Below are 24,405 nucleotides of genomic sequence, written 5' to 3'. Positions count from 1 at the left end.
ATGAAACCATTAGTATTTGCGATTTTAACAATCGTTATGATCAACACGAACGCCAGCGCTCAAAACACAATAACCTCGTGGAACAAAAATCAGGTTATTGCACATCGAGGGGCTTGGAAAAAGAACAAATTTCCTGAAAACTCTATTGCCTCGTTAAATGAGGCAATCCGACTAAACTGTCATGGGTCAGAGTTTGATGTTCACATGACACTCGACAGCGTTCTGGTGGTAAATCACGACCCTACTTTTCAGGGCATGTCTATTTCCAGCTCAACGTATGCAGAATTACTGACAAAAAAATTATCAAATGGTGAGCCAATCCCAACAGCAGAAGCCTATCTAAAAGCAGGGATGGCACAGAAAAAAACAAAATTAATTTTTGAAATTAAGCCACAAAAACTTGGTAAGGAAAGGGATATTTATCTTGCGGAGCGATGTTTAGCGTTAGTAAGAAAACTTAAATGCGAACAGTGGGTAGAATACATTAGCTTCGGCTACGATATTTGCGAATATTTGGTTGCCAAAGATCCAAATGCGAAAGTCCAATACCTAAATGGCGATTTTGCTCCGGAGAAAGTAAAGGCCGACCACCTCACGGGATTAGATTATCATTTTTCGGCTTTTCAAAAAAACGATTGGATTGGGCCAGCTAAAAAGCAAGGTCTTACCTTAAATGCATGGACGGTTAATACCGTTCCAGAAATGGAATGGTTGCTAGCAAATGAATTCGATTATATTACCACGAACGAACCAGAACTTCTTTTCGAAACGATAAAAAGCACACCAATAGCCAAAGGCTGGAAATTGAAATGGGCAGATGAATTTAATGCACCTGGCTTACCCGATCCAAAAAATTGGACCTATGATCGTGGTGGATCTGGATGGGGCAATAATGAACAGCAGTTTTATACCGATGCAGATACACTAAATGCTAATGTTGTTAGAGGTTTTTTGAATATTATTGCTCGAAAGGGAGACAAGGAAAAAATGAAATATACATCGGCCAGAATAGCCTCTCGTAAAAAATTCGATTGGAAATATGGCCGTTTAGAAGTAAGGGCAATGTTGCCAAAAGGCACAGGAATATGGCCGGCAATATGGATGTTGCCGACCGATTGGAAATACGGGAACTGGCCAAAAAGCGGAGAAATTGATGTGATGGAACATGTGGGTTATGAGCCAGATTCGGTTCACGGAACCGTACACACTTCAGCATTTAACCACACCAAAGCCACCCAAGTGGGGAAAGCGCTAAAAGTAGAGAACCCATACACCGCTTATCATGTATATGCAATTGAATGGTTCGAAACGCATATCGACTTTTTTATAGATGGGCAGCTGTATTTTACCTTCAGAAACAGTAAAAAGGGCTTCGAAGAATGGCCATTTGATCAGAATTTTCATTTGCTTTTAAATGTTGCCGTTGGCGGAAACTGGGGCGGAAAGAATGGGATTGATGATACGATATTCCCGGCAACGATGAAGGTCGATTATGTAAGGGTGTTTCAGCGTTAAGCGATTGGCGGTTGGCGCTGCAGTATTTAACCATGTAAGGCACAAGAACTAGGTCTTAGTGTCACGCTAAAACCATTAATAAGTGTAGAGTAGCGCCACTCATAAACTTAGGCTTCAACGATTAGATCTTTTGAATCTGCGTGATCCGCAAAATCTTTGGGAGAAAAGAACACAAAATAAAAAACGCATTGAAAAATAAACTCCATAAAAAAACCCCGATTTATGTCGGGGTTTTTGGTAAAATATGATAATAATTAGATTACTTTCACATTAACGGCATTCAAGCCTTTTTTACCGCTTTCAACATCGTATTCAACTTTGTCGTTTTCACGAATTTCATCGATAAGGCCTGTTGAATGTACAAAAATTTCGCTATCGCCGTTTGCAGGGATAATAAATCCGAAACCTTTAGTTACATTAAAAAATTTTACTGTTCCTTCTTGCATTGTATTATGTATTAATAATTAAGCGTGCAAGGTACAAATTATAATTTTAATAAATGCAAATACCTCATTTTTTGGCGAATATAATTTTAAAGTTTTCCAATGATGTAAATAGTAACTTCAGAAGAATGAGGAATATTTAGTGTTTTTCCCGGTGTTACTTTTAGCATATTTTTAAAATAAACATCAACAACGCCTTGGAGCATTCTCTTTTTCGCATCGGGATATAATACATAATGCACCTTGTTGACCACTATTTTTCCGTTAGCATCTACAATTACGTTCATAGCATGGTTAAAGGCCTTATAACATTTATTGATCACCACTGAATATTCTGGGTACATATACTCATAAACTTCGGCCCTATGCTTTGATAACTCATTCTTTTTATTCTTCGAAACCGTAATTAAAGGGCTTAACGGCGTAAATACAACGGGGTTTCTGGCTGCAAATGCAAATTTTTCGTTAAAAGGGTCTTTATATGTTTTTTCTGATAATCCTTTAATTAGTAGTGTATCTGCTCTGGTTGGCTTTTGTAGTTCGCTGGCCGTAGTATGAAGCTTTTTCTCGATGTAATCTTTTGAATAATAAGTAGAGTAAACTTCAGAACGATAATCGTCGTCGCCAGCAATTATTTTTCCCTCAACATAAAGTCGCTGTAAAATCAAACTATCTTTCGTAATTAATTTTACTCGAAAAAATTCCCGCATAAAATTATAAACTTTACCATGGTCGAATTGTAAATAGACCGTTTCAAATGCTTTCTTTGTTGGACTATAGACCATAATGCTATCCCGCTTCTTTACTTCAATAATCCATGAAGGTTCTTGCTGAAAACCATCTTTATTAAAGGATAATCCATTTTTAAACCTACGTTTTACTTCATAAAAGCGAATACCTTTTACATCAGTAAGGGTAAGGTTATTTGGGGATTGTTCAGCTACAGTATCTTTTTCTGGGTTTTTTGAATCTTTTTTCGACCTGTCGCCACACGATAGAAGTAGGGATACCGTAAATAGAAAAAATAGAAATGTAAATTTTGCCCAATGCTTCACACTATTTCTTTTTGAGTATAACAACGGTTGCAACTTTTCTCTCTCCTTCATGGTCCCATTTTTTGTTATCTGATGGATGGTTAATTACACCCATCTTATCTGCCCACAGTGTGGTAGAGCCTCCACCATCTAGATTAATCGCACTAACGCAACCTAGCCAACGCATTACTTTTGTTAACTCGAATAAACTGAGGCCGGCCGAATTATCTAGTCGTCCATCAACGGTTAGCAAAATTACTTTTCCATTGGCTTTTACGCCAATCGCACTTCTTGGGTGGCGAGCTTTGGTAAAAGAAGTCGTATCTAATTCTTCAACAACTTTATTAAGCATCAATAATGGCCCGCTAAGCATAACGTCTTTTTCGGGCAACTTATTTTCCCAATCAGGGCTGTTATCCCATTTTTTGAATGATAATTGCCCTTTTTCATTTAATACAATTGCTGCTTGCTGATGCCTTGCCCTCTGTCCGTTTTTCCCCAAAGCATTTTCTTTCATCACCACGCCATTTATTTTAATAAAATCTACAGAGCCGCCCTTGGCCACATCAAAAAATGTACCGTTAATGGCCGCAAGAGCACCTAGCTCTTTCCCAAATGTTGAGGTGGTTTTTTTAACTTTTACTTCATTGCCAAAGGCGAAAAGAGGAGCATTTCCTTTCCTATTGATTTCGATATAAGAAATGAATTGATTTGCTAAAAAAAGGTCTTTTTGATTAAAATGATGGGTGACTAATCGGGTTTTTGGCGCTAGCTTCTGCTTTTCCCATTGTGCATTAACGAGGGATAGTGAATCGCTATTTTGAGCAGAGGCAAAATAACCAAGCGCAACGAACAGGATGCTAATAAGTGGTTTTTTCATAATTTTAATGCATAAAAAACCCCAACTTTACGCTGGGGCTATTTACTTATTTTTTTGGATTTAAAATATCATTTATTCTTACGGACAAATCTTCATAGTGGGCCTTTGTAAGTGCATCAGCCGCTGCACCACGTGTTTTAGCAGTTGCCAGTAACTTTTTTAATTCCATTCTTACCAAAGGTCTAATGTCGGTTAAGGAAATGTTAACCGGTGTGAATACAAAGCCTGGGGGTAACCCTTGTGGCGCTGGAGCATCGACCATTAAACTTCCTAATCTGTCGATGTAGCCTCTTTGCAAATTACGCTTAAATGCATCTGGTCTGGCCGCAGCAAAGATAGTGCCTCTTACATCGGTAAATAACTCGGGCATGGTATAAGCGCTGGCGCCATTTTTTGCCTCGTTATCTAACATTCTTTGCAATCTAGCCGTACTAAAGATCGTATTTATCGTATTTGTTTGTACTGCTTTTATACGCGTAAGCATGGTACCATTATCAAATTTATTTAGCTGTTCGCTGTTGATTAACCAAAGCGGCGTTGTAAATAATTGGTGATTAAAGAACGCAATTGCTTCTTTTTGTTTTGCCTTTGAAACATAGTTATACACTGCTCCAGCTTGATCGTACGTTTTATAGTTTTCACTTAATCCGCCAATGTTGAAGGCCACATGCCCCATGTAACGGTTAAACTGACCGATTATTTCTCCATAGATTTCGCTTAGGTTACTAAAGTCTTTACCTTTTTCGAAAGTCCATTTCTCTACATTTGGTAAAATACGTTTCAAGTTAGCAATACCGTAAGTACTTGCTTTCATAGCATTGTCGCCTAAGTCTTCACTCTGATCGCGCGGATCGTAGGGATTGCCCTGACGGCCGTAGAAATAAAGTGGATTCCCAGCTCTTTCTGTCGTCCAAACATCCAATTTCTCCTTTTCCTGTTCTGCGGATAATCCGCCAGGAAACCAGGTATAACCCCATTTAACCGCCCACTTATCGTAAGCGCCAATGCCTGGGAACATTCTAACTACTCCATCTCCAGGCTGTGCTACGTAATTAAAACGAGCATAATCCATAATTGATGGAGCGGTAGCATTTTTATCGGTGAATGATTTCGATCGTAACGAGTCAACCGGATAGGCATAGCTAGATCCAAAGTTGTGGGGTAAACCAAGAGTGTGTCCAATTTCGTGAGAAGAAACAAAACGAATTAATTCGCCCATTTGATTGTCGCTGAATTTTGCTTTACGGGCCTCAGGATTAATTGCGGCAGTTTGAACGAAGAACCAATTTCTCAATAGGTTCATTACGTTATGATACCAGCCAATATGGGTTTCCAAGATTTGGCCCGTTCGTGGGTCCGAAATGTGAGGGCCGTATGCATTTGCAATATCTGATGCAAAATAACGCACTACTGAATAGCGAGAATCGTCTACGCTAAACTCTGGATCTTGTTGAGGTGTTGGCGCTTCTTTGCCAATAATGGCATTTTTAAATCCTGCCGCCTCGAAAGCAACTTGCCAATCGTTAATGCCCTTAATTAAATAAGGCACCCATTTTTTCGGTGTTGCTGGATCGATATAAATTACAATTGGCTTAATTGGCTCTACCAATTCTCCGCGCATATAAGCAGCGGTATCTTTAGGAACTAAATTCCAACGATGTATGTAAGCCGTGCGCTCTGCTTTTTGGGCGTCGGTACCATAGTCGGTTTGGGCTTGACCGAAAAAACCTACGCGAGCATCCATTAAACGTGCTTTTACTGGGTTTTTTGGCAATAACAACATCGAGGTGTTAAACTCATATGAAACAGCGGCAATGCTGTTGTCAGTGGGCGACTCGGCCGCGCGATACGTTTTGGTTGTGACCACTTCGATGTTGATTGGAAATGTTTTAATGGTATCTAAGTACGACCGTGTAGCATCGAAAGCAGTCGATTTATACGCTTTTCTAAGCTGGTCGGTTGCTCCAATTGCCATTATATCGCCATTATAGAAATCGGTCACATCAATTACTACTCCAGAGGTATCTTTGTTGTAGGCTTTAATATCGAAAGCAGCTAAAATGCTAGATAGGTTAGAGTTTTTAACCGATTCGTACATATCAGAGTTTTTATCGGCTCTAATTGAAAAGCTCGGTACACGGATAAAAATTTGTTTGCCACGTCGTTCCCACTGCCAAACTTGTTCGTTAAGCTCTTCGCCACCGTATTGCTGGTTGCCAACTTTTACGCCCGCTGGAACTTTAGCCAAGCGGGTAACTACAAGCATTTCTCTGTTTAATATCGAATCGGGTATCTCAAAAAACCATTTATCATCTACTTTATGCGTTTTGAATAAACCGTTTTTACTTCTTGCTTTCGCGGTAATAACCTCAGAAAACGGTTTAATGCCTTCTTTCTTCGGTGCTGCAGGTGCTGTAGTCACCGCAGGAGTTGCTGTGGGTGGAGGTGTGGCTTTCTTTTTGTTTTGAGCAAAGACAGTTGTGCTCAACGAACATAAAAAGACCATTCCAGCAACAGCTAGTAATTTTCCATTTTTAGTCATTTTTTTATTATTGTTTGTTTGGTGTGTATGAGAGGTTAAAATTAAAAAGGAGGCTAGTGAAAAGGCTATTGTGTTAAAAAAGTTACAATCTGCGTTTTAGGGCTAATAGCTTAACATACACCCTGCCATTTCTAGAAAACTCAATTAAAATGGTTTTCCCATTCTCAGATTTTAATAAATTGGTAATATTATCTAAAGTATACTCATTGGTTCTTAGGAAGTTAATAGAAAGAATTTCGTCGTTAGGTAAAATTCCCGCCCTTTCTGCTGGAGAAGCAGGCTCTACTCTGCTAACCAATACCCTATTAAATATTTTATCGTCAACAAAGACTTCCATTCCAGACATATCGTGCTCAAAGGCTTCTTTATAGTGGCTATTCTTTTTAAGATACATCGCATTCTCCTGATAGTCGAAAATAACGGTAAATCTTTTCAAAATATCTGCACCTAAATTGCCGGTTCTTTGCTTTTGTCTGGCTTTTACTGCTACATCATTGAAATCGGGGAAACTTGTAATCACATTTTCAAGATAAAACTTGCCAAGCTGGATTGAATTAATTCGCCCAATATTTCCATTAATTTTTCCGCCTAAACCTACTCCCAAATTAGCCTGAAAAGTTGGGGTTGGCAAAGGAAATGGTGCTTCTTTATACGCTTCAAGTGATAAGGCGTGACTGGCTCCACAATCAATAACTAATTTGGCATTTATTTTTCCTAAATCTTGAACATTTAGATCAACATTTATGTAAGGCTTGTTATTAAAGAATTCTAGGTCGAGTTTATCCCATTTGTTTTTTTTCCGGGTTTCTGGCAGGCTGAAGTAAACTTTTCTTTGGTTGTAATTAATTTTAACTATAAAGCTATTAAAAAAATGATATCCAATCAGACCATGTATTTTCATTCCTAAAAAGCTCGAGAGATTAAAAATGTCTTCTTTTAAAATAACCGTTGGGATATGATCCATGTATGCCGCTCCAACTTTGACGCTAAGTTTTTGCGAAACATAAGCCGTTATTTCATCCCCTTCGCCTGCCCCATTAATTTTTACCCTTCTTAAGTTAGCGAGTTGGGATTGGTCTACAATAGACGAATCTGTAATGATTAAAGGGTCGACACCGGTATCCAAAATAAAATTATAAGGCCCTTTATCATTTATAAATAGAGGAATGATTACCAAGTTTTTAACCATATAAAAAGAAATAGCGTCTCTTTTTATGGAATAGCCAAATTGAAATTTTTGGGCATAACCATCGGTTACCCTACAAAATTGTAACGTAATTAATATAACAAAAGAGGTAATAAATGTCGATTTTATTACGCAACTACGGCCGTTCATAAAACTAAATTAATAAATTAGGGCTCGTAATTTACATTTAACTTGTTAATAAATGCATAAACATCTCCAGAAGCTATTTTATTCGGCTTTTTTGCTCGCCATATGTTTGGCTGCCTGTTCACCAAATAAGATTATTGCACGAAAAGTAAACAATGAATTTAAGAATTCCCCAATTATTCGACAATACCATACTGGCTTTGCGCTGTACGACAAGGATAAAAAGGAGATGATTTTCGAGAAAGATGCCCACACCTATTTTACACCTGCATCGAACACGAAATTGTTTACGTTTTATGCTGGACTAAAGATGGTGCCCGATTCTATCCCTTCATTGCGATATATAGAACGAGGCGATTCGCTAATTTTTTGGGGCACTGGAGACCCATCCTTTTTACAAGCCCAATTGAAAGGAACAAAAGCTTTAAATTTTTTAAAAAACAGCAATAAGAAATTATTTTATTCTCCAGGCAGATATACGGGCGATTTTTATGGCAATGGTTGGCAGTGGGACGATTATAACGATTATTACCAACCAGAAATTAATGAATTACCCTTAATGGATAATATGATTTTGGTGACTTCGGTTAAAGCTGGAGAAATGAAAATCTCACCCCAAAGCTTTGCAAGTTGTTTTGTGAAAGACAGCACCATGAATGGCCGGCCATTTAAAGTGCAAAGAGAATTTAACGCAAATGTGTTTAAAGTTCCAACAACCGCTATACCAGAAAAAATAAACCAATTTATTCCATATAAAGTGTCGACAGCCAATACCGTAAACCTTTTAATGGATACACTAAAAAGATTGGTTGGGATTTCGGATTTAAAAATGCCGCTAAATGCAAAAACCATATTTAATATGAAAAGCGATTCGGTATTTAAAGAAATGTTATTGCCGAGCGATAATTTTATTGCCGAACACCTGCTGCTTACCTATGCAGATAGATTAGGTGTAGAATTAAACACAAGCAAGGTAATTAACTATATCGATAAGCAATATTTATCTACACTTCCTGATAAAGTGAAATGGGTGGATGGTTCTGGATTGTCGCGTGGAAATTTATTTACCCCTGCAGATATTATCAAGCTGTTAGAGTTAATTTACAATGAAGTTAATGATCAAAAAAAATTATTTAGCTTATTGCCTGCGGGAGGAAAATCGGGTACGCTAAAAAATGCCTACCCAAAAACCGATACCCCATTTGTTTTTGGTAAAACAGGAAGCCTTTCCAACAATCATAATCAGAGTGGCTATGTCGTCACCAAGAAAGGGAGAGTCTTCTTGTTTTCTTTTATGAATAACAATTTTGTATTACCTACATCTGATGTAAGGAAAGAAATGGTTAGGATTATAACATACATTCACGAAAACTTTTAATTTTCATCATTAGTTGTGCGGTATTCTGCGGGTTTTTAAAACAAAACAGCAAATAATTGCAATAATGTGATTTTTTTTATCGATTTTAGAGAAAGAATAACTTGGCGGTTAAAAAATAGCGCAAGTTCCCGAATTTAAACGTTACGAATGAAATCACTTCTTGTATGCTTTTTATGTTTGTTTAGTTGGTCTGTTGCTGCGCAAGACCAGATGGTGTATAAAACTAAAAACCTAGCAAAACCCGATACTACATGGGTATTTAAACCCCAAAATTATCAACAAAAAGATAAGCTACCCGTACTTTTTCTTTTACATGGCTATAGCGGAAACTATAAGCAATGGAATAAAATTATGGATGCTCAAAAATATGCAAACGATTATGGATTGATCATCGTGTGTCCGGATGGATTGTATAGCAGCTGGTATATAAACAGTCCTGTAAAAAGCGATATGCAATTCGAGTCTTTTTTCTTCGACGAGCTTTATCCCGATATTAGATCGAAGTATAAGATGGATACAAATAATGTATTTATTAGTGGTTTGAGCATGGGCGGTCATGGTGCGCTTTACCTTTTTATTAAACGTCCCGAATTGTTTAAAAGTGCAGGGAGTACAAGTGGAGGAATACAGCTTTCTGATGGATTTGGCAAATATGGGTTAGGGGAAATTTTAGGAAATCCACCCGCAACTAGCGAGTTGTGGCAGAAATATTCTGTTACTGGCCTAATTGATCAGTTAAAAGGCAACAAGAAGCCCTTTATTTTTGATTGCGGAGCTGACGATTTTTTTTATAAATCTAATAACGCCTTAAAACAAAAATGCGACGAGCTTAAATTAAATGCCACTTATATCGCTCAACCCGGAGCACATACAGGGGCGTATTGGGCCAAATCGATTAAACAACAGGTCGAATTTTTTAAAACACTAATCAACTAATATCTACCTATGAAGACAAAACAACTACTAACTATTTTCGGGATTGCGATAGTGCTATTAAGCGCCTGTAAAAAGGGCGATGATCCTACACCTACGCCCCCAGTTACGCCGCCAGTGGTTGTACCACCAACGTTTACTATTCCAACTCCGCCAACACGAACACCATGGGTAGCGGGTACATTTAAGATCGTAGCGTATATGCCAGGATATAGAGATCCGGCCTCGGTGGTCGACGCTAAATATAAAATGATTACACATTTGTTTTTTGCATTTTTAAACATTAACCCTACGGCTGATGGTTCTGTTTTACCGCTTACCGCTACAGAAACCTCCAGATTTAATCTTTTAAAACAGAAATCAAAGGATAACAACGTGAAATTTGGAATATCAGTAATGGGTGCAGAGAGTGTTTTTGCGGCCATAGCCAAGAATTCAACAACTAGAGCTAATTTTGTGACTAATCTAGTGAGCTTTGCAAAAACTAATAATTTAGATGGATTAGATATAGATTGGGAATACCCTAGAACATTAAATGGTGGGCCTAATACAGAATATACTGCTTTGATGAGAGAACTTTCTATTGAACTTCACAAAAGCAATATCACCTTAAGCGCCGCCATTACGCCTGCAGTTTATGTTTCTACTAACAAAGACGCTATTGAACCTGCCGTTTATGAGTATGTAGATTTCTTCAATATTATGCAATACGATGGTGCGGGTTATGATTCTGCTGAACCATTGAATCACGCATCTTTGAAAATGACTGATGCCAGTCTAAATGTGTGGTTAACAACTAAGGGAATGCCGAAGGAAAAGGCAATCCTCGGCATGCCACTTTACGGCAAAAGTGGAGGCTCTCCAGTTAAATCGCTCGGATATAGAGATATCGAGGCCTCTGGCGCTAATCCTTACCTAAATGTAGCCACGGTTAACGGTTTAGCTTATGGGTACAATGGCATTGAGTTAACTTGGATAAAAGCTCAACGCGCTAAAGACCGATGCAATGGCATTATGTTCTGGGAGTTCTCTCACGACAGTAATAATGCAAATTCATTGATAAAAGCGGCAAATGACCAGTTAGGAAGACCCTATTAATGAAACTACCAACCCAAATTTCGCGTAAACTTACATTAGGGCAAGAAAGCTACTTATATTTCGGCGGAACTGCCTATTTAGGAATTCCTCAGCATGAGGGCTTCCGTAAGCTTTATTTGGAAGGCCTGGAGCGTTTTGGTTTAAATAATGGCACAAGCAGAGCTAATAATGTGCAATTGGGCATATACGATGATGCTGAACAATTTGCGGCGACCTACTATGGAGCGGGTGCTTGTCTAATCACGTCGAGTGGGTATCTAGCTGCACAACTTGCCATTAAAAACCTTTCGGCAATGGGCGAAGTTCGCTATGCTCCTGCAACACACCCTGCATTGTGGATAAACGAAACGCCCAAAACCTGCGGTAGCTTTAACGATTGGTCGAAATCCCTTGTTAAGGAGATAAATAGTAGCAAAATCGATAAATGGGTAGTGATTAGCAATTCGCTGAATAATCTTTACCCTGAAGTTTATAATTTCTCTTTTCTTAAAGCGATTAACGAAGAGAAACAGATTATTTTAATCGTTGATGATTCGCATGGAATAGGGATTATCAACAACGGGAAAGGAGCGATTCCTGCCTTGCCGAGATTAAAGAATATTGAAATCCTTATTGTGGCCTCTATGGCTAAAGCGCTTGGTGTAGACGCAGGTTTGATATTAGGCCCTCAAACCCTTATATCCACGCTTAAACAAAGCAATGAATTTCTTGGTGCTTCGCCACCCTCAGCAGCCGGATTATTTGCTTTTATGCATGCTTCATCCATCTATCAACACGAGCTCTCCAAACTAAATAAGTTAAGTAATTATTTGGCGGAAGCCTTAAAAGACACTGAAAATTGGTTATTTACAGCAGATTTCCCCGTGTTTTTAGCCACTTCACCAACAGTCAATAAAGAATTAAAGAAAAATGGCATTTTAATTTCTTCGTTTGCTTATCCCGATAAAAATGGAAGCTTAATTAATCGGATTGTACTAAGTAGTTGGCATACATGTACGGATATTGAGGAATTAATTTTAGCTTTAACAAATATTCATAAATAAGCATAGATGAAGAACCTACTTATTATTTTAACCTTCCTTTTTATAGGGCAGCAAAGCATATCTGCTCAAACTACCAAAATTTGGGTAGTTAGGCATGCAGAAAAAGATTTATCAGACCCAAAAGATAAAGACCCAGATTTATCGCCAGAAGGAAAAGAAAGAGCACAAGCACTTGCCAAGTACCTAAAAGGAGAAAGTTTAGACTCGATTTTTTCTACCAACTATAAACGCACCAAATTAACGGGGTATCCAACAGCTGATAAAATTGGGTTGGCCATTAAAATATACGACCCCGCGAAACAAAAAGAATTCGCAGAGGGCTTGATAAAAAATGCAAAAGGGAAAAAGATGTTAATTATCGGTCACTCCAACACCGTTCAAGAGATTTTAGTTGCGTTTGGCGTTGCAAAACCTGTAAAAGAATTAACCGACGATGATTACGATTATATATTTTTACTCACGTTAAAAGGAGATAAAAAGGACGTAAAAGTAGATCGCTATGGCTTAGCTCATCACGCTAAAGAATAAGCCCAAGCAAAAATAAAGCAAGAACCAAAGTCGATCTATACCAAAAACTAAAGATTTTGAAACGGAATGTCCATTAAATCATATTTTTGCCAGTCTTTAAAATCGAAATGCCACCATTCGTTATAAATTACCTTGAAACCGTAAGCGTGCATGGTAGCAATTAAAAAATCTCGGTTTTTAATAACATCTGCAGGTAATTCATTAAAACGCGGCGATGCTTCTTGCGCAAAGCTATCGTAAGGTGTAGGCATAGGCACATCCTTACCGGTTTTTAAATCAATAATGGTTAAATCTACCGCACAACCTCGATTGTGTTTTGATCCTTTTTGTGGATTCGCAACGAAGTTTTTATTGCTCGCTTTCTCATAAAAAGAAAGGGTGATGGCATAGGGTCTATACGCATCAAAAATTTTTAATCCATAGCCCTTTTTAGCAAGTTCGGCTTGAATGATCTTTAGTTGCTGGACCACGGGTTTTCGTGCAAAGGCTCTCGCTTGTTTGTACATCACCTGTTTCATGAAATTGTTTTTGGTGGCGTAACGAATGTCTAAAACAACAGAAGGGATAACTTTTTTAATTTCTACTAACTCGTTGTTGGGGTTTGTTTTAATGCTTTTTTTATAATTTTCGCTTGTATTTATAATCGCCAAACCATATGGATTTTGGAAGTTATTTTGTGAACAAGCATTTAGGCAAAGCGTAAGTAAGAAAAGTAGCGTTAACTTCTTCATATTATTGATTTGATACGACCAAAAGTTCTAGGTCTTTATAGGGCAAATTGAACATGCTGGCTAAATCTTTGTTTGTTAAATTACCTTGATAGGTATAAAGCGCATCCCTTATCCCTGGTCTTTTCCACGCCATATTCATTAAACCGCCCATGTCGCCAATATCTACTAATATGGGGGCAAATATATTGGTTAGCGCATAGGATGCTGTTCGGGGCACGCGAGAAGCAATATTTGGAACGCAATAGTGTATCACATCATGTTTTATGAAAACAGGATCCTTGTGGTTGGTTACTTCAGAGGTTTCAAAACAACCACCCTGATCAATGCTTACATCAACAACAACCGCATTAGGTTTCATTCTTGCTACGGTTTCTTCCATCACCAAACAAGGGCTTCGGCCGTGTTCTGATCGTATGGCTCCAATAACTACATCGCAAGTAGTAATTGCTTTTGCGAGTACAATAGGCTGCATTACTGAGGTAAACACTCTGCTACCTAAATTATTTTGCAGGCGGCGCAACCTAAAGATCGAACTGTCGAACACTTTTACTTCTGCACCTAAAGAAAGAGCAGTTCGCGCAGCGTATTCACCCACGGTACCCGCGCCTAAAATTACAATTTCGGTGGGCGGCACCCCGGTAAAGCCGCCTAACATAAGGCCTTTTCCGCCAAAGGCACTACTTAAATATTCGGCTGCAATGAAAATAGAAGTTGCGCCTACAATTTCGCCCATGGCCCGCACCACGCTCAATACATTCCCTTCATCCCGAAGGTTTTCGAAGCAAATCGCATTTATTTTTTTATGAAGAAGGGCCTTTAAATAGGTGTCTTTTAAGGTGCCGATTTGTAAGGCAGAGAAGAGGGTTTGTCCTTTATGCATCAGCCCAATTTCTTCGAGCGTTGGAGGAGCTATTTTAACAATGATGTCGGCGTTCCACACATCTTTTTTGTTGAAACAGATTTGCGCACCTTGTTCGCTATAATCTTTATCGGAAAAATTGGCGCCAATCCCAGCACCCGTTTCGATAACTACTTTATGACCATTATTTACTAAAAGAGCAACAGAAAGCGGGGTTAATGCTATTCTACATTCTTGAAAAGAAATTTCTCTTGGAATACCAATGTATAAACTATTGCTTTTTTTATTCGTTTCCAGCATTTCTTCTTGTGCCTGCAATATTCCTCTTTGGGCAATAGCGGCCATGCCTTCGCGTAATCCTGTAGCCATGAGTTAAGGTAGTTTTAGTAGCATGAAGTTACGGAAAATATAGAGGATTTGCAATTTTTTAAAGCGAGTATTGACTAGTTAGTATAAAGTAGTTAGACAGGGTGGGAATCAGAATTCAGCGCGGCAAGATATGAATCTAATTAAGATACTAACGACTAAATACTTATTACGTATTGTTCACCAAAGTGAAAGAAAATGCCCTCTCGTCAGTGCCAGTAATTCTTATCTCAACTTTAACATATTTTTCTGGTAAAAGCTCTTGCACTTTTGTGGGCCACTCTACAAGGCAGTAGGTGTTGCTATAAAAGTATTCTTCGTAGCCAATATCGAATGCTTCTTGCAGGTTTTTTAGCCGATAAAAATCGAAATGATAGACTAAGCCGTTAGCGGAGGAGTATTCGTTTACAATCGAAAAAGTTGGGCTACTTACCACATCGTTAACGCCTAAAACTGAGCAAAACGCTTTAATTAAAGTCGTTTTTCCGGCGGCCATTTCCCCTTCAAAAACAAAGAACTTTTCGCCATTCGCAAAAGTGAGTAAAGCTTCGGCTACGCTATTTAGCTCACTTATATCCTTAATCGTTATAGATTTCATCGATACAAATATAGAGAGGATTTATATTACTTCGGACTATACGTAGCAATCGGAATAATCATTTCTTCTAGCGAAATACCTCCGTGTTGAAACGTTTCATTGTAATAATTAACAAACTGATTATAGTTATTTTGATAAACGAAATAGCGATCTTCTTTTGCAAAAATATAATTCGAACTGATATTTATTTTCGGAAGTTGAGCCTCGTGAGGGTTTTTAATTAAAAAAACTTCTTTGGCGTTATAATTTAGGTTTCTACCTTGTTTATAACGCAAATTAGTATTCGTGTTTCTGTCGCCTATAACTTTACTTGCATGTTTTACACGGATGGTGCCGTGATCTGTGGTAATTATAACTTTAACTCTTTTTTGAGAAATTTTCTTTAATAGATCCAGCAAAGGAGAATGTTCAAACCACGACAAGGTGAGGGATCGATAAGCGGCATCATCATTTGCCAATTCACGAATCATCTGCATATCAGTACGGGCGTGGGAAAGCATGTCGACAAAGTTGTAAACTATTGCATTAAATTCATTATCCATTAAATTATTTACCTTTTCAGTGAGTTCTTTTCCCTGGTCAAAAGTTAATATTTTATGGTAGCTAAACTTACAGTCTTTACGAAGGCTGCGTTTAATTTGATCGGCAAGAAAGGCTTCCTCGTGTAAGTTTTTTCCACCCTCCTCATCATCATTCTGCCATAAAGACGGGAACCGCGCTTCCATTTCTAAAGGCATTAAGCCTGCAAAAATTGAATTTCTTGCATATTGAGTAGCCGTAGGTAAAATGCTCGAATAGGTATCTTCTTCATCGAGCCTGAAATATTCGCTAATTAACGGGTTAATAATTTTCCATTGATCATACCTTAAATTATCAATCAGAATAAAAAATACCGGAGTAGTATTATTAATTAATGGGAAAACCTTTTTCTTTAAAAGGTCGTTTGATAACAAAGGGGCCTTATCTTTATTTTTAATCCAGTCTAAATAATTATCCTCAATAAATTTCGAGAACTGCGCATTTGCTTCCGATTTTTGCATGGTTAAAATCTCGTGCATCTGAGGGTCGTCTAATTTTTCGAGCTCAAGTTCCCAAAACACTAGTTTTTTATAGACTTCAATCCACTCTTCATAATTTAATCGATCATTTAAAGTCACGCCCAATCGTCTAAAATCTTGCTGATAGGCAGAAGAAGTGCGTTCGCTTACCAAGAGTTTTTTATCGATTATTTTCTTAATGGTTAAAAGGACTTGCTTTGGATTTACTGGTTTTATTAAATAATCATCGATTTTAGAGCCTATAGCATCTTCCATCAGGTTTTCTTCTTCACTTTTGGTAATGAGCACTACCGGAACATCAGAGCGAATGTTTTTTATGGCCGATAAGGTTTCTAATCCGCTCATCCCAGGCATATTTTCATCTAAAAAAACAAGATCAAAGTGCTCTTTTTCGAAAGCGGATAAGGCATCGTTACCATTTGTAAACGTAGTTACATGATAGCCTTTTTCATTCAATAATAAAATATGTGGTTTTAATAAATTAATCTCATCATCAGCCCATAAAATTTTGGTTTCCTGCATTATATATACTTTTTATGTAATTTAAAGGTTTTAAAAGCGCTAGTCTTTTCTACTGTCGATAAAAATAGCAATTTTTGTACCGTATAATTTATTTTTAAGAATTGAACAAAAAGAAAATCATAAATGACCCTGTTTATGGGTTTATTACCATTCCATCGGCACTAGTTTACGACTTAATTTCTCACCCTTATTTTCAAAGGCTGAGGTATATTAAGCAATTGGGAATGACACACTTAGTGTATCCTGGCGCATTACATACGCGATTTCATCATGCGTTGGGTGCGATGCATTTAATGAGCCTGGCACTAGAAGTACTAAGAAGCAAGGGTCATGCTATTTCTTTTGAAGAGGAAGAAGCCGCAACCATAGCCATTTTACTACACGATATAGGCCATGGTCCTTTTTCTCACGCACTCGAACACACCTTGGTAAACGGCATTCAGCACGAAGATATTTCTTTGTTGATGATGGATAAGTTGAATGAAGAGTTTGATGGGGCCTTAGATTCAGCAATAGAAATATTTAGAGGAAAATATCACCGTAGCTTTTTCTGCCAGCTAATTTCGGGTCAGCTCGATTTAGATCGAATGGATTATTTAAACAGAGATAGCTTTTTTACGGGAGTAAGTGAAGGGGTAATTAGCTTTGATCGAATTATAAAAATGTTTAACGTGGTTGATGATCAATTGGTAATTGAAGAAAAAGGGATTTACTCGATAGAGAAATTCTTAATTGCCAGAAGGCTAATGTATTGGCAAGTGTATCTCCATAAAACGGTAATTGCTGGCGAGCAGCTGTTGGTGAAAATCTTAGAACGTGCAAAAGAATTGGCATCAAGCGGGACAGTGCTCTTTGCAACACCTGCCTTACAGCATTTTTTGCAAGAAGATGTATCTGAGCTTAATTTTTTTAAGGACGAGAGTCATCTTTTACAGTTTTCTAAACTCGATGATCAGGATATTTATGCTGCGGTTAAAGTTTGGGAAAATCATCCGGATGTAATTTTGGCAAGGCTTTGTAAAATGTTGAATGCAAGAAAACTTTACAAAGTTGAGATCACAAACGATGCGCCTACAGCTGAAAGAATAGCTGTTCTAAGTGAAAACACGGCTATTGCGTTAAACTTGGAAGAAGATGATATTTCGTATTTTGTGTTTACTGACACCATTCGAAATAGGGCGTATAACGCAGGAAATAGCAATATTAATATTTTAATGAAGAATGGAGCGTTAATAGATATTACAAAAGCATCAGATTTATCTAACTTAGAGTCGTTAGATAAGACGGTTCGAAAGCACATACTTTGTTATACCAGGGATATTTAGGACATTAACAAAAATTAACAAAAAAATAATCCACCTTGCGTTATCCTTGTAATTAATACTATGATTATCCACAGTTGTTTATTTGTTCATATCAATTTAACAATTAACTTTGTAAAATGCAATTTACTGCCGAGCAGATAAGCCAATTTTTAGATGGAATTATCGTAGGTGACCCAACCGCAAAGGTTGGTGAGCTTGCCAAAATAGAGAACGGAAACGAAGGATCACTTTGTTTTTTATCAAATCCTAAGTACGAACACTATTTATATAGAACAAAGGCTTCGGTAGTTATTGTGTCAAACGATTTTGTGCCTACTCAACCCATAACCAGCACTTTAATTAAAGTAAAAGACCCTTATAGTGCATTTTCATTGCTTTTGGAGAAGTACAACGAAGCGCTAAACCAAAATAAAAATGAAGCTGGCATTACGCAGCCTTGTTATATACACCCCACTGCAAAAATTGGGAAAAATGTATTTATAGGTGCGTTCTGCTCTATAGAGGAGCGCGTGGAAATTGGCGATAATTGTAGAATTTATACTCAAATTTATATTGGGGCCGACACAAAAATAGGAAGCGGCACCACCATTGATCCTGGTGTTAAAATTTATAATCGCTCCATAATTGGCAGCCGCGTACACATCCACTCGAATGCTGTAATCGGCAGTGATGGCTTTGGTTTTGCTCCGCAGCCAAATGGCACCTATAACAAAATCCCGCAAATTGGCAACGTAGTGATCGAAGACGATGTAGAGATAGGTGCCAATTCTACGATTGATAGAGCAACTATGGGTTCTACTTTCATTAGAAAGGGAGCAAAGCTAGACAATCTAGTTCAGATTGCCCATAATGTAGATATTGGCGCTCATACCGTAGTTGCGGCACAAACCGGAATTGCAGGGAGCACTAAATTGGGTAACAACTCCGTTATTGGTGGACAAGTGGGTATTGCTGGGCATTTAAATCTTGCTAAAGGCACGCAAATTGGAGCGCAAGCAGGAATTAATTTCGATACAGAAGAGAATAAAAAATGGCATGGTAGTCCGGCCCAACCCCTAAAAGATTGGATGCGTTCTATCGTTATTTTTAAGAAACTGCCAGATGTTGATAAACGAATTATTGCGTTGGAGGCGAAAATAGCCAAACTAATGGCTATTATTGAGAAAACAGCAACAAGACAAGATTAATAATGAACGTTAAACAAAAAACCATTAAAGGTGAAATTTCGGTTAAAGGTGTTGGTTTACATACCGGTGCAAATGTGAACCTTACATTTTGCCCTGCTCCCGACAATCATGGTTTTAAATTTCAGCGGATTGACCTCCCGGGAGCGCCAATCATAGATGCTGATTGCGACAATGTTACCGACACGGCAAGGGGAACGACCCTTAGTCAGAACGGAGCAAGTGTTAGTACCGTAGAGCATGTTATGGCTTCGTTGGTGGGGATGGATTTGGATAATGTGCTGATTAAACTGGATGGGCCAGAAACGCCAATTATGGACGGGAGTGCCATTTTGTTTGTTGAAGCACTTGAAGAGATTGGCGTAATTTCGCAAGCTACAGATCGCGAATATTATACTATTCCGCATAATATTACCTATACAGAACCCGACAGGAAGGTAGAAATTGTTGCGATGCCGTTAGACGATTACCGGTTCACTTGTATGATCGATTACAATTCGCCAGTGTTGGGAAGCCAACACGCAGGCATATCGACCATCAGCGAATTTAAAAAGGAAATTGCTTCGTGCAGAACATTTTGTTTTTTACACGAATTGGAATACCAATTACAAAACAACCTTATTAAGGGAGGCGATTTAAATAACGCAATTGTTATTGTAGATAAAGAGGTAACAAAAAATGAACTTAATCATTTAGCGAAAATATTTAACAGATCGGCAATTGAAGTTGCTCCGCAAGGCATCTTGAACAACATGGAGTTGCGTTACCAAAATGAACCTGCGCGTCATAAACTGCTCGATATGATTGGTGATTTGGCACTTGTTGGCGTACATTTAAAAGGCCATATTATGGCCGCGCGACCTGGACATGCCGCTAATGTTGCTTTTGCGAAAAAAATTAAAGCAGCGATAAAAAAGGAAAAAGGAAAGAAAATACAGAAGGTATACGATGTAAACGCAAAGCCTTTGTACGATGTGGTTCAAATTATGGATATTTTACCTCATCGTCAACCTTTTTTGTTTGTTGATAAAGTGCTCGAGCTTTCAAAAACCCATGTTGTAGGCATTAAAAACGTAACCATGAACGAAGAGTTCTTTAGAGGGCATTTTCCTGGTGCTCCCGTTTTGCCGGGTGTAATTCAAATTGAAGCCATGGCACAGGTTGGTGGTATTTTAGTGTTAAGCACCGTTCCAGACCCAAGAAATTATTTAACATACTTTTTAAAAATAGATAATGTTCGTTTCAGGGCCCAGGTTTTACCAGGCGATACTATTGTGTTTAGATGCGATTTAATGGAGCCTATTAGACGTGGAATTGCCCAAATGAAAGGCTTTGGTATGGTAGGAGAAAAAATTGTAGTTGAAGCAGAAATGATGGCGCAAATATCAAAAGTAAAAGAAAACGAACCTGCATAATGATACAACCTTTAGCTTATATACACCCCCAGGCTAAAATAGCCGACAATGTAGTTGTTGAGCCATTTGCCGTTATCCACAAAGATGTAGAAATTGGGGAAGGGACTTGGATTGGGTCGAATGTTGTGATTATGGACGGCGCTAGGATTGGCAAAAACTGCCGTGTTTTTCCTGGGTCGGTGATTTCTGGAATTCCGCAAGATTTGAAATTTGCAGGCGAAGTTACAACAGCCGAAATCGGTGATAATACTACCATCCGCGAATGTGTAACGATAAATCGCGGCACAAAAGATAAATGGAAAACGGTTATTGGCAACAATTGTTTAATCCAAGCCTATTCGCATATTGCACACGATTGTGAAGTGGGGAATTATTGTATTTTTTCAAACAGCACTACCTTAGCAGGACACATTACCATTGGCGATTACGTGGTTTTGGCGGGCTTGGTGGCAATACATCAATTTGTGAAAGTGGGCTCTCATGCTTTTGTAACAGGGGGTTCATTGGTTCGTAAAGATGTTCCGCCTTATGTAAAGGCAGCGCGTGAACCGCTTTCTTATGTAGGCATCAACTCTGTTGGATTAAGAAGAAGAGGCTTTACGCCAGAAAATATTAATGAAATCCAAGAGATTTATCGCGTTTTGTTTGTGAAGAATAATAATGTAACGAAGGCTTTAGACATTATTGAAGCCGAGTTCCAACCTACTGAAATCCGCGATGAAATTGTTGATTTTATCCGCAACTCTAACCGTGGCGTGATGAGGGGTTTTGGCTCTGGAAGCAAAGAGCGATAATCATCAGGCAGTAACCATACGCAAAATCTCATTACTAATTATGGATATTTCCCTTCAGAACATTGGCCGTAGGTTTAATAAGGAGTGGATCTTTAAAGAGGTTAGTTATCGGTTTGAACAAGGGCAGAATTATGCTGTTCTGGGGCCAAATGGCTCAGGGAAATCAACTTTATTAAGTGTTTTGTTGGGCAGTTTAACGCCATCGGAGGGGAAGATAAGCTACCTAAAACAGTCCGTTCTGCAGGCAAGCTCTCAAGAAGTTAATGTAGAAAGCGTTTATCAATACATCAGCTTCGCAGCGCCATATATCGATTTAATAGAAGAATTTACCTTGCAAGAAACAATCGCGTTTCACTTTCAATTTAAGGGCTATGGAGATGGATTAAATGAGCGTGAGGTGATTGAGCTTTTGGGACTCGAAAAATCGCAGGACAAGGCGTTAAAACACTTCTCATCTGGAATGAAACAAAGAACGAAGTTGGCATTAGCGTGTTGTGCCGATTCTCCTATTCTCTTATTAGACGAGCCCACCTCAAATTTAGACACGCAAGGTGTAGATTGGTATTTAGGGTTGGTGGAGAAGTTTGGTGCTGCTAAAACCATTATTGTTGGTTCTAATCAAGAACATGAATATGGTTTTTGCAAAGAGCGATTAAATATAAGCGACTATAAATGATCACTTGTTAAGATTGTCAAAGTTCGGCAAGAATCTATCCTATTTCTGTTTAAAATAGGGCAAAAAAAATATTTTTAAAACGCTGTTGCAAAATTAAAAAATAGTTAATACCTTTGCGCCACGAAATAAGCCTATAAGAATAGACAAAATTTCAAATAAAATGGCAAAAGCATCTGACATTAAAAACGGTAATATTCTTCGATTTAATGGAGAATTGGTACAAGTTGAAGAATATGTTCATCGTACTCCCGGAAATTTAAGAGCTTTCTACCAGGCTAAAATGCGTAACGTAAAAACCGGAAAACTGGTCGAATATCGTTTCCGTGTTGATGAAGAAGTAGAGATTTGCCGAGTAGAAACCAATGATTACCAGTATTTATACGAAGATGGTAATTACCTGGTGGTAATGGACAACACGAGTTACGAACAATTCAACATTCCCACGTTTTTATTTGGAGATGGGGTAAAGTTCTTAAAGGAAGGAATGAATGTAATTATTGCATTTGAAAGTGAGGAGCCAATTATGGCCCAAACCCCTTCGCACGTAGAGTTAGAAATTACGTATACCGAGCCTGCGGTTAAAGGCAACACCTCTACCAATGCATTAAAATATGCAACAGTAGAAACAGGAGTAGAGATTAAAGTGCCAATGTTCATTAACCAAGGAGATAAAATTAAGGTTGATACACGAACAGGCGAATATGTAGAAAGAATTAAGTAAGAATTTTCATAGTTTAGTTTTAGGTTTAGGTTGATTTTGGCTTCGGAGTGGTTCCCGAAGCCATTTTTTTTACTAGAAATTTTAGGATAATAAGATTACATGGTTAAATCTTTAACAATAGTGAAGGAGCTATTTAGTTGTAATCTTAAAATCCTATTATATTTTCATAGTTTATTTTTACCTTGCGCCTTCAAAAAATAAAATTTAAAACGGGCTTTATTATATTATGGCAAAGGCATCAGAAATAAAAATCGGTAATATTCTTCGTATCAACGGAGAGTTGGTTACTGTCGAAGAATGGAATCACCGTACACCAGGTAAAGGTGGTGCATTTTACACAGGCAAATTTCGTAACATCAAAACCTCGAGGCTTATTGAGGCAAGAATGGGCACCGACGAACAAGTAGAAATTTGTCGCGTTGAAACGAGTGATTACCAATACTTATATGAGGATGGCGATTATTTGGTGGTAATGGACAATACCACTTACGAGCAGTTTAATGTGCCTAAAACCCTTTTTGGAATATCGATTCGATTCTTGAAAGAAGGGATGAGCATTTTGGTGTCTATGGAAAGCGAAGAGCCAATTATGGCGCAAATTCCTAACTTTACTGAAATGGAGATTACCTATTCAGAACCCGCTGTTAAAGGTGATACTTCTACAAATGCACTAAAAAGTGCAACTTTGGAGAATGGTGTTGAGATAAAAGTTCCAATGTTCGTTAACCAAGGCGATAAAATTAAGATCGATACACGTACTGGGGAGTATGTAGAAAGGGTGAAATAAAACTAAGATTACTAGGAATGAAGGTTTTGTTTGGCGCATTGTGATAGGCGAGCAAAACGCTTCAAGCAATACGCCAATCATGAACAAAGCTCAAATCAGAAAACAGGCCCTACAGCAACGCCTTTTGCTGAGCGAGGAAGATTGTGTGTTTTTGAGCCAAAAGTTGCTGGAGGGCTTTAAAACGCTCGATTTCTCGAAGATTAAGTGCGTTCATGTCTTTCTGCCAATTGCCGCTAAAAGAGAGCCAGACACTTTTCTGCTGATTGATTGGTTGCAAGAGCATCATCCTGAAATTGAAATTAGTGTACCTAAAACCGATTTCGTATCTAATTTAATGGAACGTTATCTTTATTTGGGGAAAGAAGATTTGGTGAACAACCATTTTCATATTCCAGAACCTCAACGCGCAAAAAAAACAACTACCCTTCCTGATATGGTACTGGTTCCTTTATTAGCTTTCGATTTAAAGGGGCATCGAGTAGGTTATGGAAAGGGGTTTTATGATCGTTTTCTGCAGGATTTGCCAGCACAAAAAATCGGTCTTTCTTTTTTTGACGCAGCAACAGAAATTAATGATGTACATTTACATGATGTTCGTTTAGATAAATGCATAACTCCTAACGGGATAATAGAATTTTAGAA

At 38.1% G+C, this 24,405-nt stretch carries 23 protein-coding genes; 14 read left to right on the top strand and 9 right to left on the bottom strand.

Annotation, left to right across the window (positions count from 1 at the left end; translation table 11 throughout):
- A complete protein-coding gene (locus WG904_RS05525; protein WP_339578296.1) occupies positions 1-1,515 on the top strand; it encodes a family 16 glycosylhydrolase in 1,515 nt (504 codons plus the stop codon).
- 254 nt (positions 1,516-1,769) lie between these two features.
- On the opposite strand, the gene WG904_RS05520 is transcribed toward WG904_RS05525, so the two are convergent.
- The 5 genes from WG904_RS05520 to WG904_RS05500 all read right to left on the bottom strand — a co-directional run bounded on the left by WG904_RS05520 (position 1,770) and on the right by WG904_RS05500 (position 7,750).
- The gene (locus tag WG904_RS05520; RefSeq protein ID WP_090993574.1) at positions 1,770-1,961 is read right to left on the bottom strand and encodes a cold-shock protein; all 192 of its coding nucleotides are present in this window, start codon (positions 1,959-1,961) and stop codon (positions 1,770-1,772) included.
- A gap of 86 nt (positions 1,962-2,047) precedes the next feature.
- The gene (locus tag WG904_RS05515) at positions 2,048-3,064 is read right to left on the bottom strand and encodes a hypothetical protein (RefSeq protein WP_339578295.1); all 1,017 of its coding nucleotides are present in this window, start codon (positions 3,062-3,064) and stop codon (positions 2,048-2,050) included.
- A complete protein-coding gene (locus WG904_RS05510) occupies positions 3,015-3,872 on the bottom strand; it encodes a phosphodiester glycosidase family protein (protein ID WP_339578294.1) in 858 nt (285 codons plus the stop codon). Before WG904_RS05510 ends, WG904_RS05515 begins: the two co-directional genes overlap by 50 nt.
- A 46-nt stretch (positions 3,873-3,918) precedes the next feature.
- A complete protein-coding gene (locus tag WG904_RS05505; protein ID WP_339578293.1) occupies positions 3,919-6,414 on the bottom strand; it encodes a zinc-dependent metalloprotease in 2,496 nt (831 codons plus the stop codon).
- 82 nt (positions 6,415-6,496) lie between these two features.
- Positions 6,497-7,750 (bottom strand): aspartyl protease family protein, encoded by a 1,254-nt coding sequence (locus WG904_RS05500; RefSeq protein WP_339578292.1) that lies wholly within the window; start codon positions 7,748-7,750, stop codon positions 6,497-6,499.
- A 52-nt stretch (positions 7,751-7,802) separates the two neighbouring features.
- Here WG904_RS05500 and WG904_RS05495 point away from each other — a divergent pair, with 52 nt between their 5' ends.
- The 5 genes from WG904_RS05495 to WG904_RS05475 all read left to right on the top strand — a co-directional run bounded on the left by WG904_RS05495 (position 7,803) and on the right by WG904_RS05475 (position 12,727).
- The gene (locus WG904_RS05495; RefSeq protein ID WP_339578291.1) at positions 7,803-9,125 is read left to right on the top strand and encodes a D-alanyl-D-alanine carboxypeptidase/D-alanyl-D-alanine-endopeptidase; all 1,323 of its coding nucleotides are present in this window, start codon (positions 7,803-7,805) and stop codon (positions 9,123-9,125) included.
- A 147-nt stretch (positions 9,126-9,272) separates the two neighbouring features.
- Entirely contained in the window at positions 9,273-10,061 is a 789-nt protein-coding gene (locus tag WG904_RS05490) for an alpha/beta hydrolase (RefSeq protein ID WP_339578290.1), read from the top strand.
- Between the two features lie 9 nt (positions 10,062-10,070).
- Positions 10,071-11,156: a glycoside hydrolase family 18 protein gene (locus WG904_RS05485; protein WP_339578289.1), complete on the top strand. Its 1,086-nt coding sequence runs from the start codon at positions 10,071-10,073 to the stop codon at positions 11,154-11,156.
- Entirely contained in the window at positions 11,156-12,199 is a 1,044-nt protein-coding gene (locus WG904_RS05480) for an aminotransferase class I/II-fold pyridoxal phosphate-dependent enzyme (RefSeq protein WP_339578288.1), read from the top strand. Before WG904_RS05485 ends, WG904_RS05480 begins: the two co-directional genes overlap by 1 nt.
- A gap of 6 nt (positions 12,200-12,205) precedes the next feature.
- Complete coding sequence (locus WG904_RS05475) at positions 12,206-12,727, top strand: histidine phosphatase family protein (RefSeq protein WP_339578287.1); 522 nt, start codon at positions 12,206-12,208, stop codon at positions 12,725-12,727.
- A 47-nt stretch (positions 12,728-12,774) separates the two neighbouring features.
- Here WG904_RS05475 and WG904_RS05470 read toward each other — a convergent pair whose 3' ends face one another.
- The 4 genes from WG904_RS05470 to porX all read right to left on the bottom strand — a co-directional run bounded on the left by WG904_RS05470 (position 12,775) and on the right by porX (position 16,861).
- A complete protein-coding gene (locus WG904_RS05470; RefSeq protein ID WP_339578286.1) occupies positions 12,775-13,458 on the bottom strand; it encodes a M15 family metallopeptidase in 684 nt (227 codons plus the stop codon).
- Between the two features lies 1 nt (position 13,459).
- Complete coding sequence (locus WG904_RS05465; RefSeq protein WP_339578285.1) at positions 13,460-14,686, bottom strand: alanine dehydrogenase; 1,227 nt, start codon at positions 14,684-14,686, stop codon at positions 13,460-13,462.
- A 166-nt stretch (positions 14,687-14,852) separates the two neighbouring features.
- Entirely contained in the window at positions 14,853-15,281 is a 429-nt protein-coding gene (gene tsaE / locus WG904_RS05460) for a tRNA (adenosine(37)-N6)-threonylcarbamoyltransferase complex ATPase subunit type 1 TsaE (protein WP_339578284.1), read from the bottom strand.
- 26 nt (positions 15,282-15,307) lie between these two features.
- Positions 15,308-16,861, bottom strand: coding sequence for a T9SS response regulator signal transducer PorX (porX, locus tag WG904_RS05455; protein WP_339578283.1), 1,554 nt, complete (start codon positions 16,859-16,861; stop codon positions 15,308-15,310).
- A gap of 101 nt (positions 16,862-16,962) precedes the next feature.
- On the opposite strand from porX, the gene WG904_RS05450 reads away from it, so the two are divergent.
- The 8 genes from WG904_RS05450 (at position 16,963) to WG904_RS05415 (ending at position 24,403) form a co-directional block, all read left to right on the top strand.
- Complete coding sequence (locus WG904_RS05450) at positions 16,963-18,186, top strand: HD domain-containing protein (RefSeq protein ID WP_339578282.1); 1,224 nt, start codon at positions 16,963-16,965, stop codon at positions 18,184-18,186.
- 116 nt (positions 18,187-18,302) lie between these two features.
- Positions 18,303-19,373, top strand: a complete 1,071-nt coding sequence (lpxD, locus tag WG904_RS05445; protein ID WP_339578281.1) for a UDP-3-O-(3-hydroxymyristoyl)glucosamine N-acyltransferase — start codon at positions 18,303-18,305, stop codon at positions 19,371-19,373.
- Positions 19,374-19,375: 2 nt separating this feature from the next.
- Positions 19,376-20,785 carry a bifunctional UDP-3-O-[3-hydroxymyristoyl] N-acetylglucosamine deacetylase/3-hydroxyacyl-ACP dehydratase gene (locus WG904_RS05440; RefSeq protein ID WP_339578280.1) on the top strand — a complete coding sequence of 470 codons (1,410 nt, stop codon included), beginning with the start codon at positions 19,376-19,378 and terminating at the stop codon, positions 20,783-20,785.
- Complete coding sequence (gene lpxA, locus WG904_RS05435) at positions 20,785-21,579, top strand: acyl-ACP--UDP-N-acetylglucosamine O-acyltransferase (protein ID WP_339578279.1); 795 nt, start codon at positions 20,785-20,787, stop codon at positions 21,577-21,579. The genes WG904_RS05440 and lpxA overlap by 1 nt, the downstream gene beginning before the upstream one ends.
- Before the next feature lie 40 nt (positions 21,580-21,619).
- Positions 21,620-22,255, top strand: coding sequence for an ABC transporter ATP-binding protein (locus WG904_RS05430; protein ID WP_339578278.1), 636 nt, complete (start codon positions 21,620-21,622; stop codon positions 22,253-22,255).
- Positions 22,256-22,415: 160 nt separating this feature from the next.
- Positions 22,416-22,976, top strand: coding sequence for an elongation factor P (efp, locus tag WG904_RS05425; protein WP_339578277.1), 561 nt, complete (start codon positions 22,416-22,418; stop codon positions 22,974-22,976).
- A 226-nt stretch (positions 22,977-23,202) separates the two neighbouring features.
- Positions 23,203-23,763 carry an elongation factor P gene (gene efp / locus WG904_RS05420; protein WP_339578276.1) on the top strand — a complete coding sequence of 187 codons (561 nt, stop codon included), beginning with the start codon at positions 23,203-23,205 and terminating at the stop codon, positions 23,761-23,763.
- 79 nt (positions 23,764-23,842) lie between these two features.
- Positions 23,843-24,403, top strand: a complete 561-nt coding sequence (locus WG904_RS05415; protein WP_339578275.1) for a 5-formyltetrahydrofolate cyclo-ligase — start codon at positions 23,843-23,845, stop codon at positions 24,401-24,403.
- Positions 24,404-24,405 lie beyond the last annotated feature (2 nt).

This window comes from Pedobacter anseongensis (assembly GCF_037482965.1).
GTDB lineage: Bacteria > Bacteroidota > Bacteroidia > Sphingobacteriales > Sphingobacteriaceae > Pedobacter > Pedobacter anseongensis.
The sequence above is the reverse complement of the archived record's forward strand: the minus strand, read 5'-3'. Positions and strand labels throughout refer to the sequence as shown.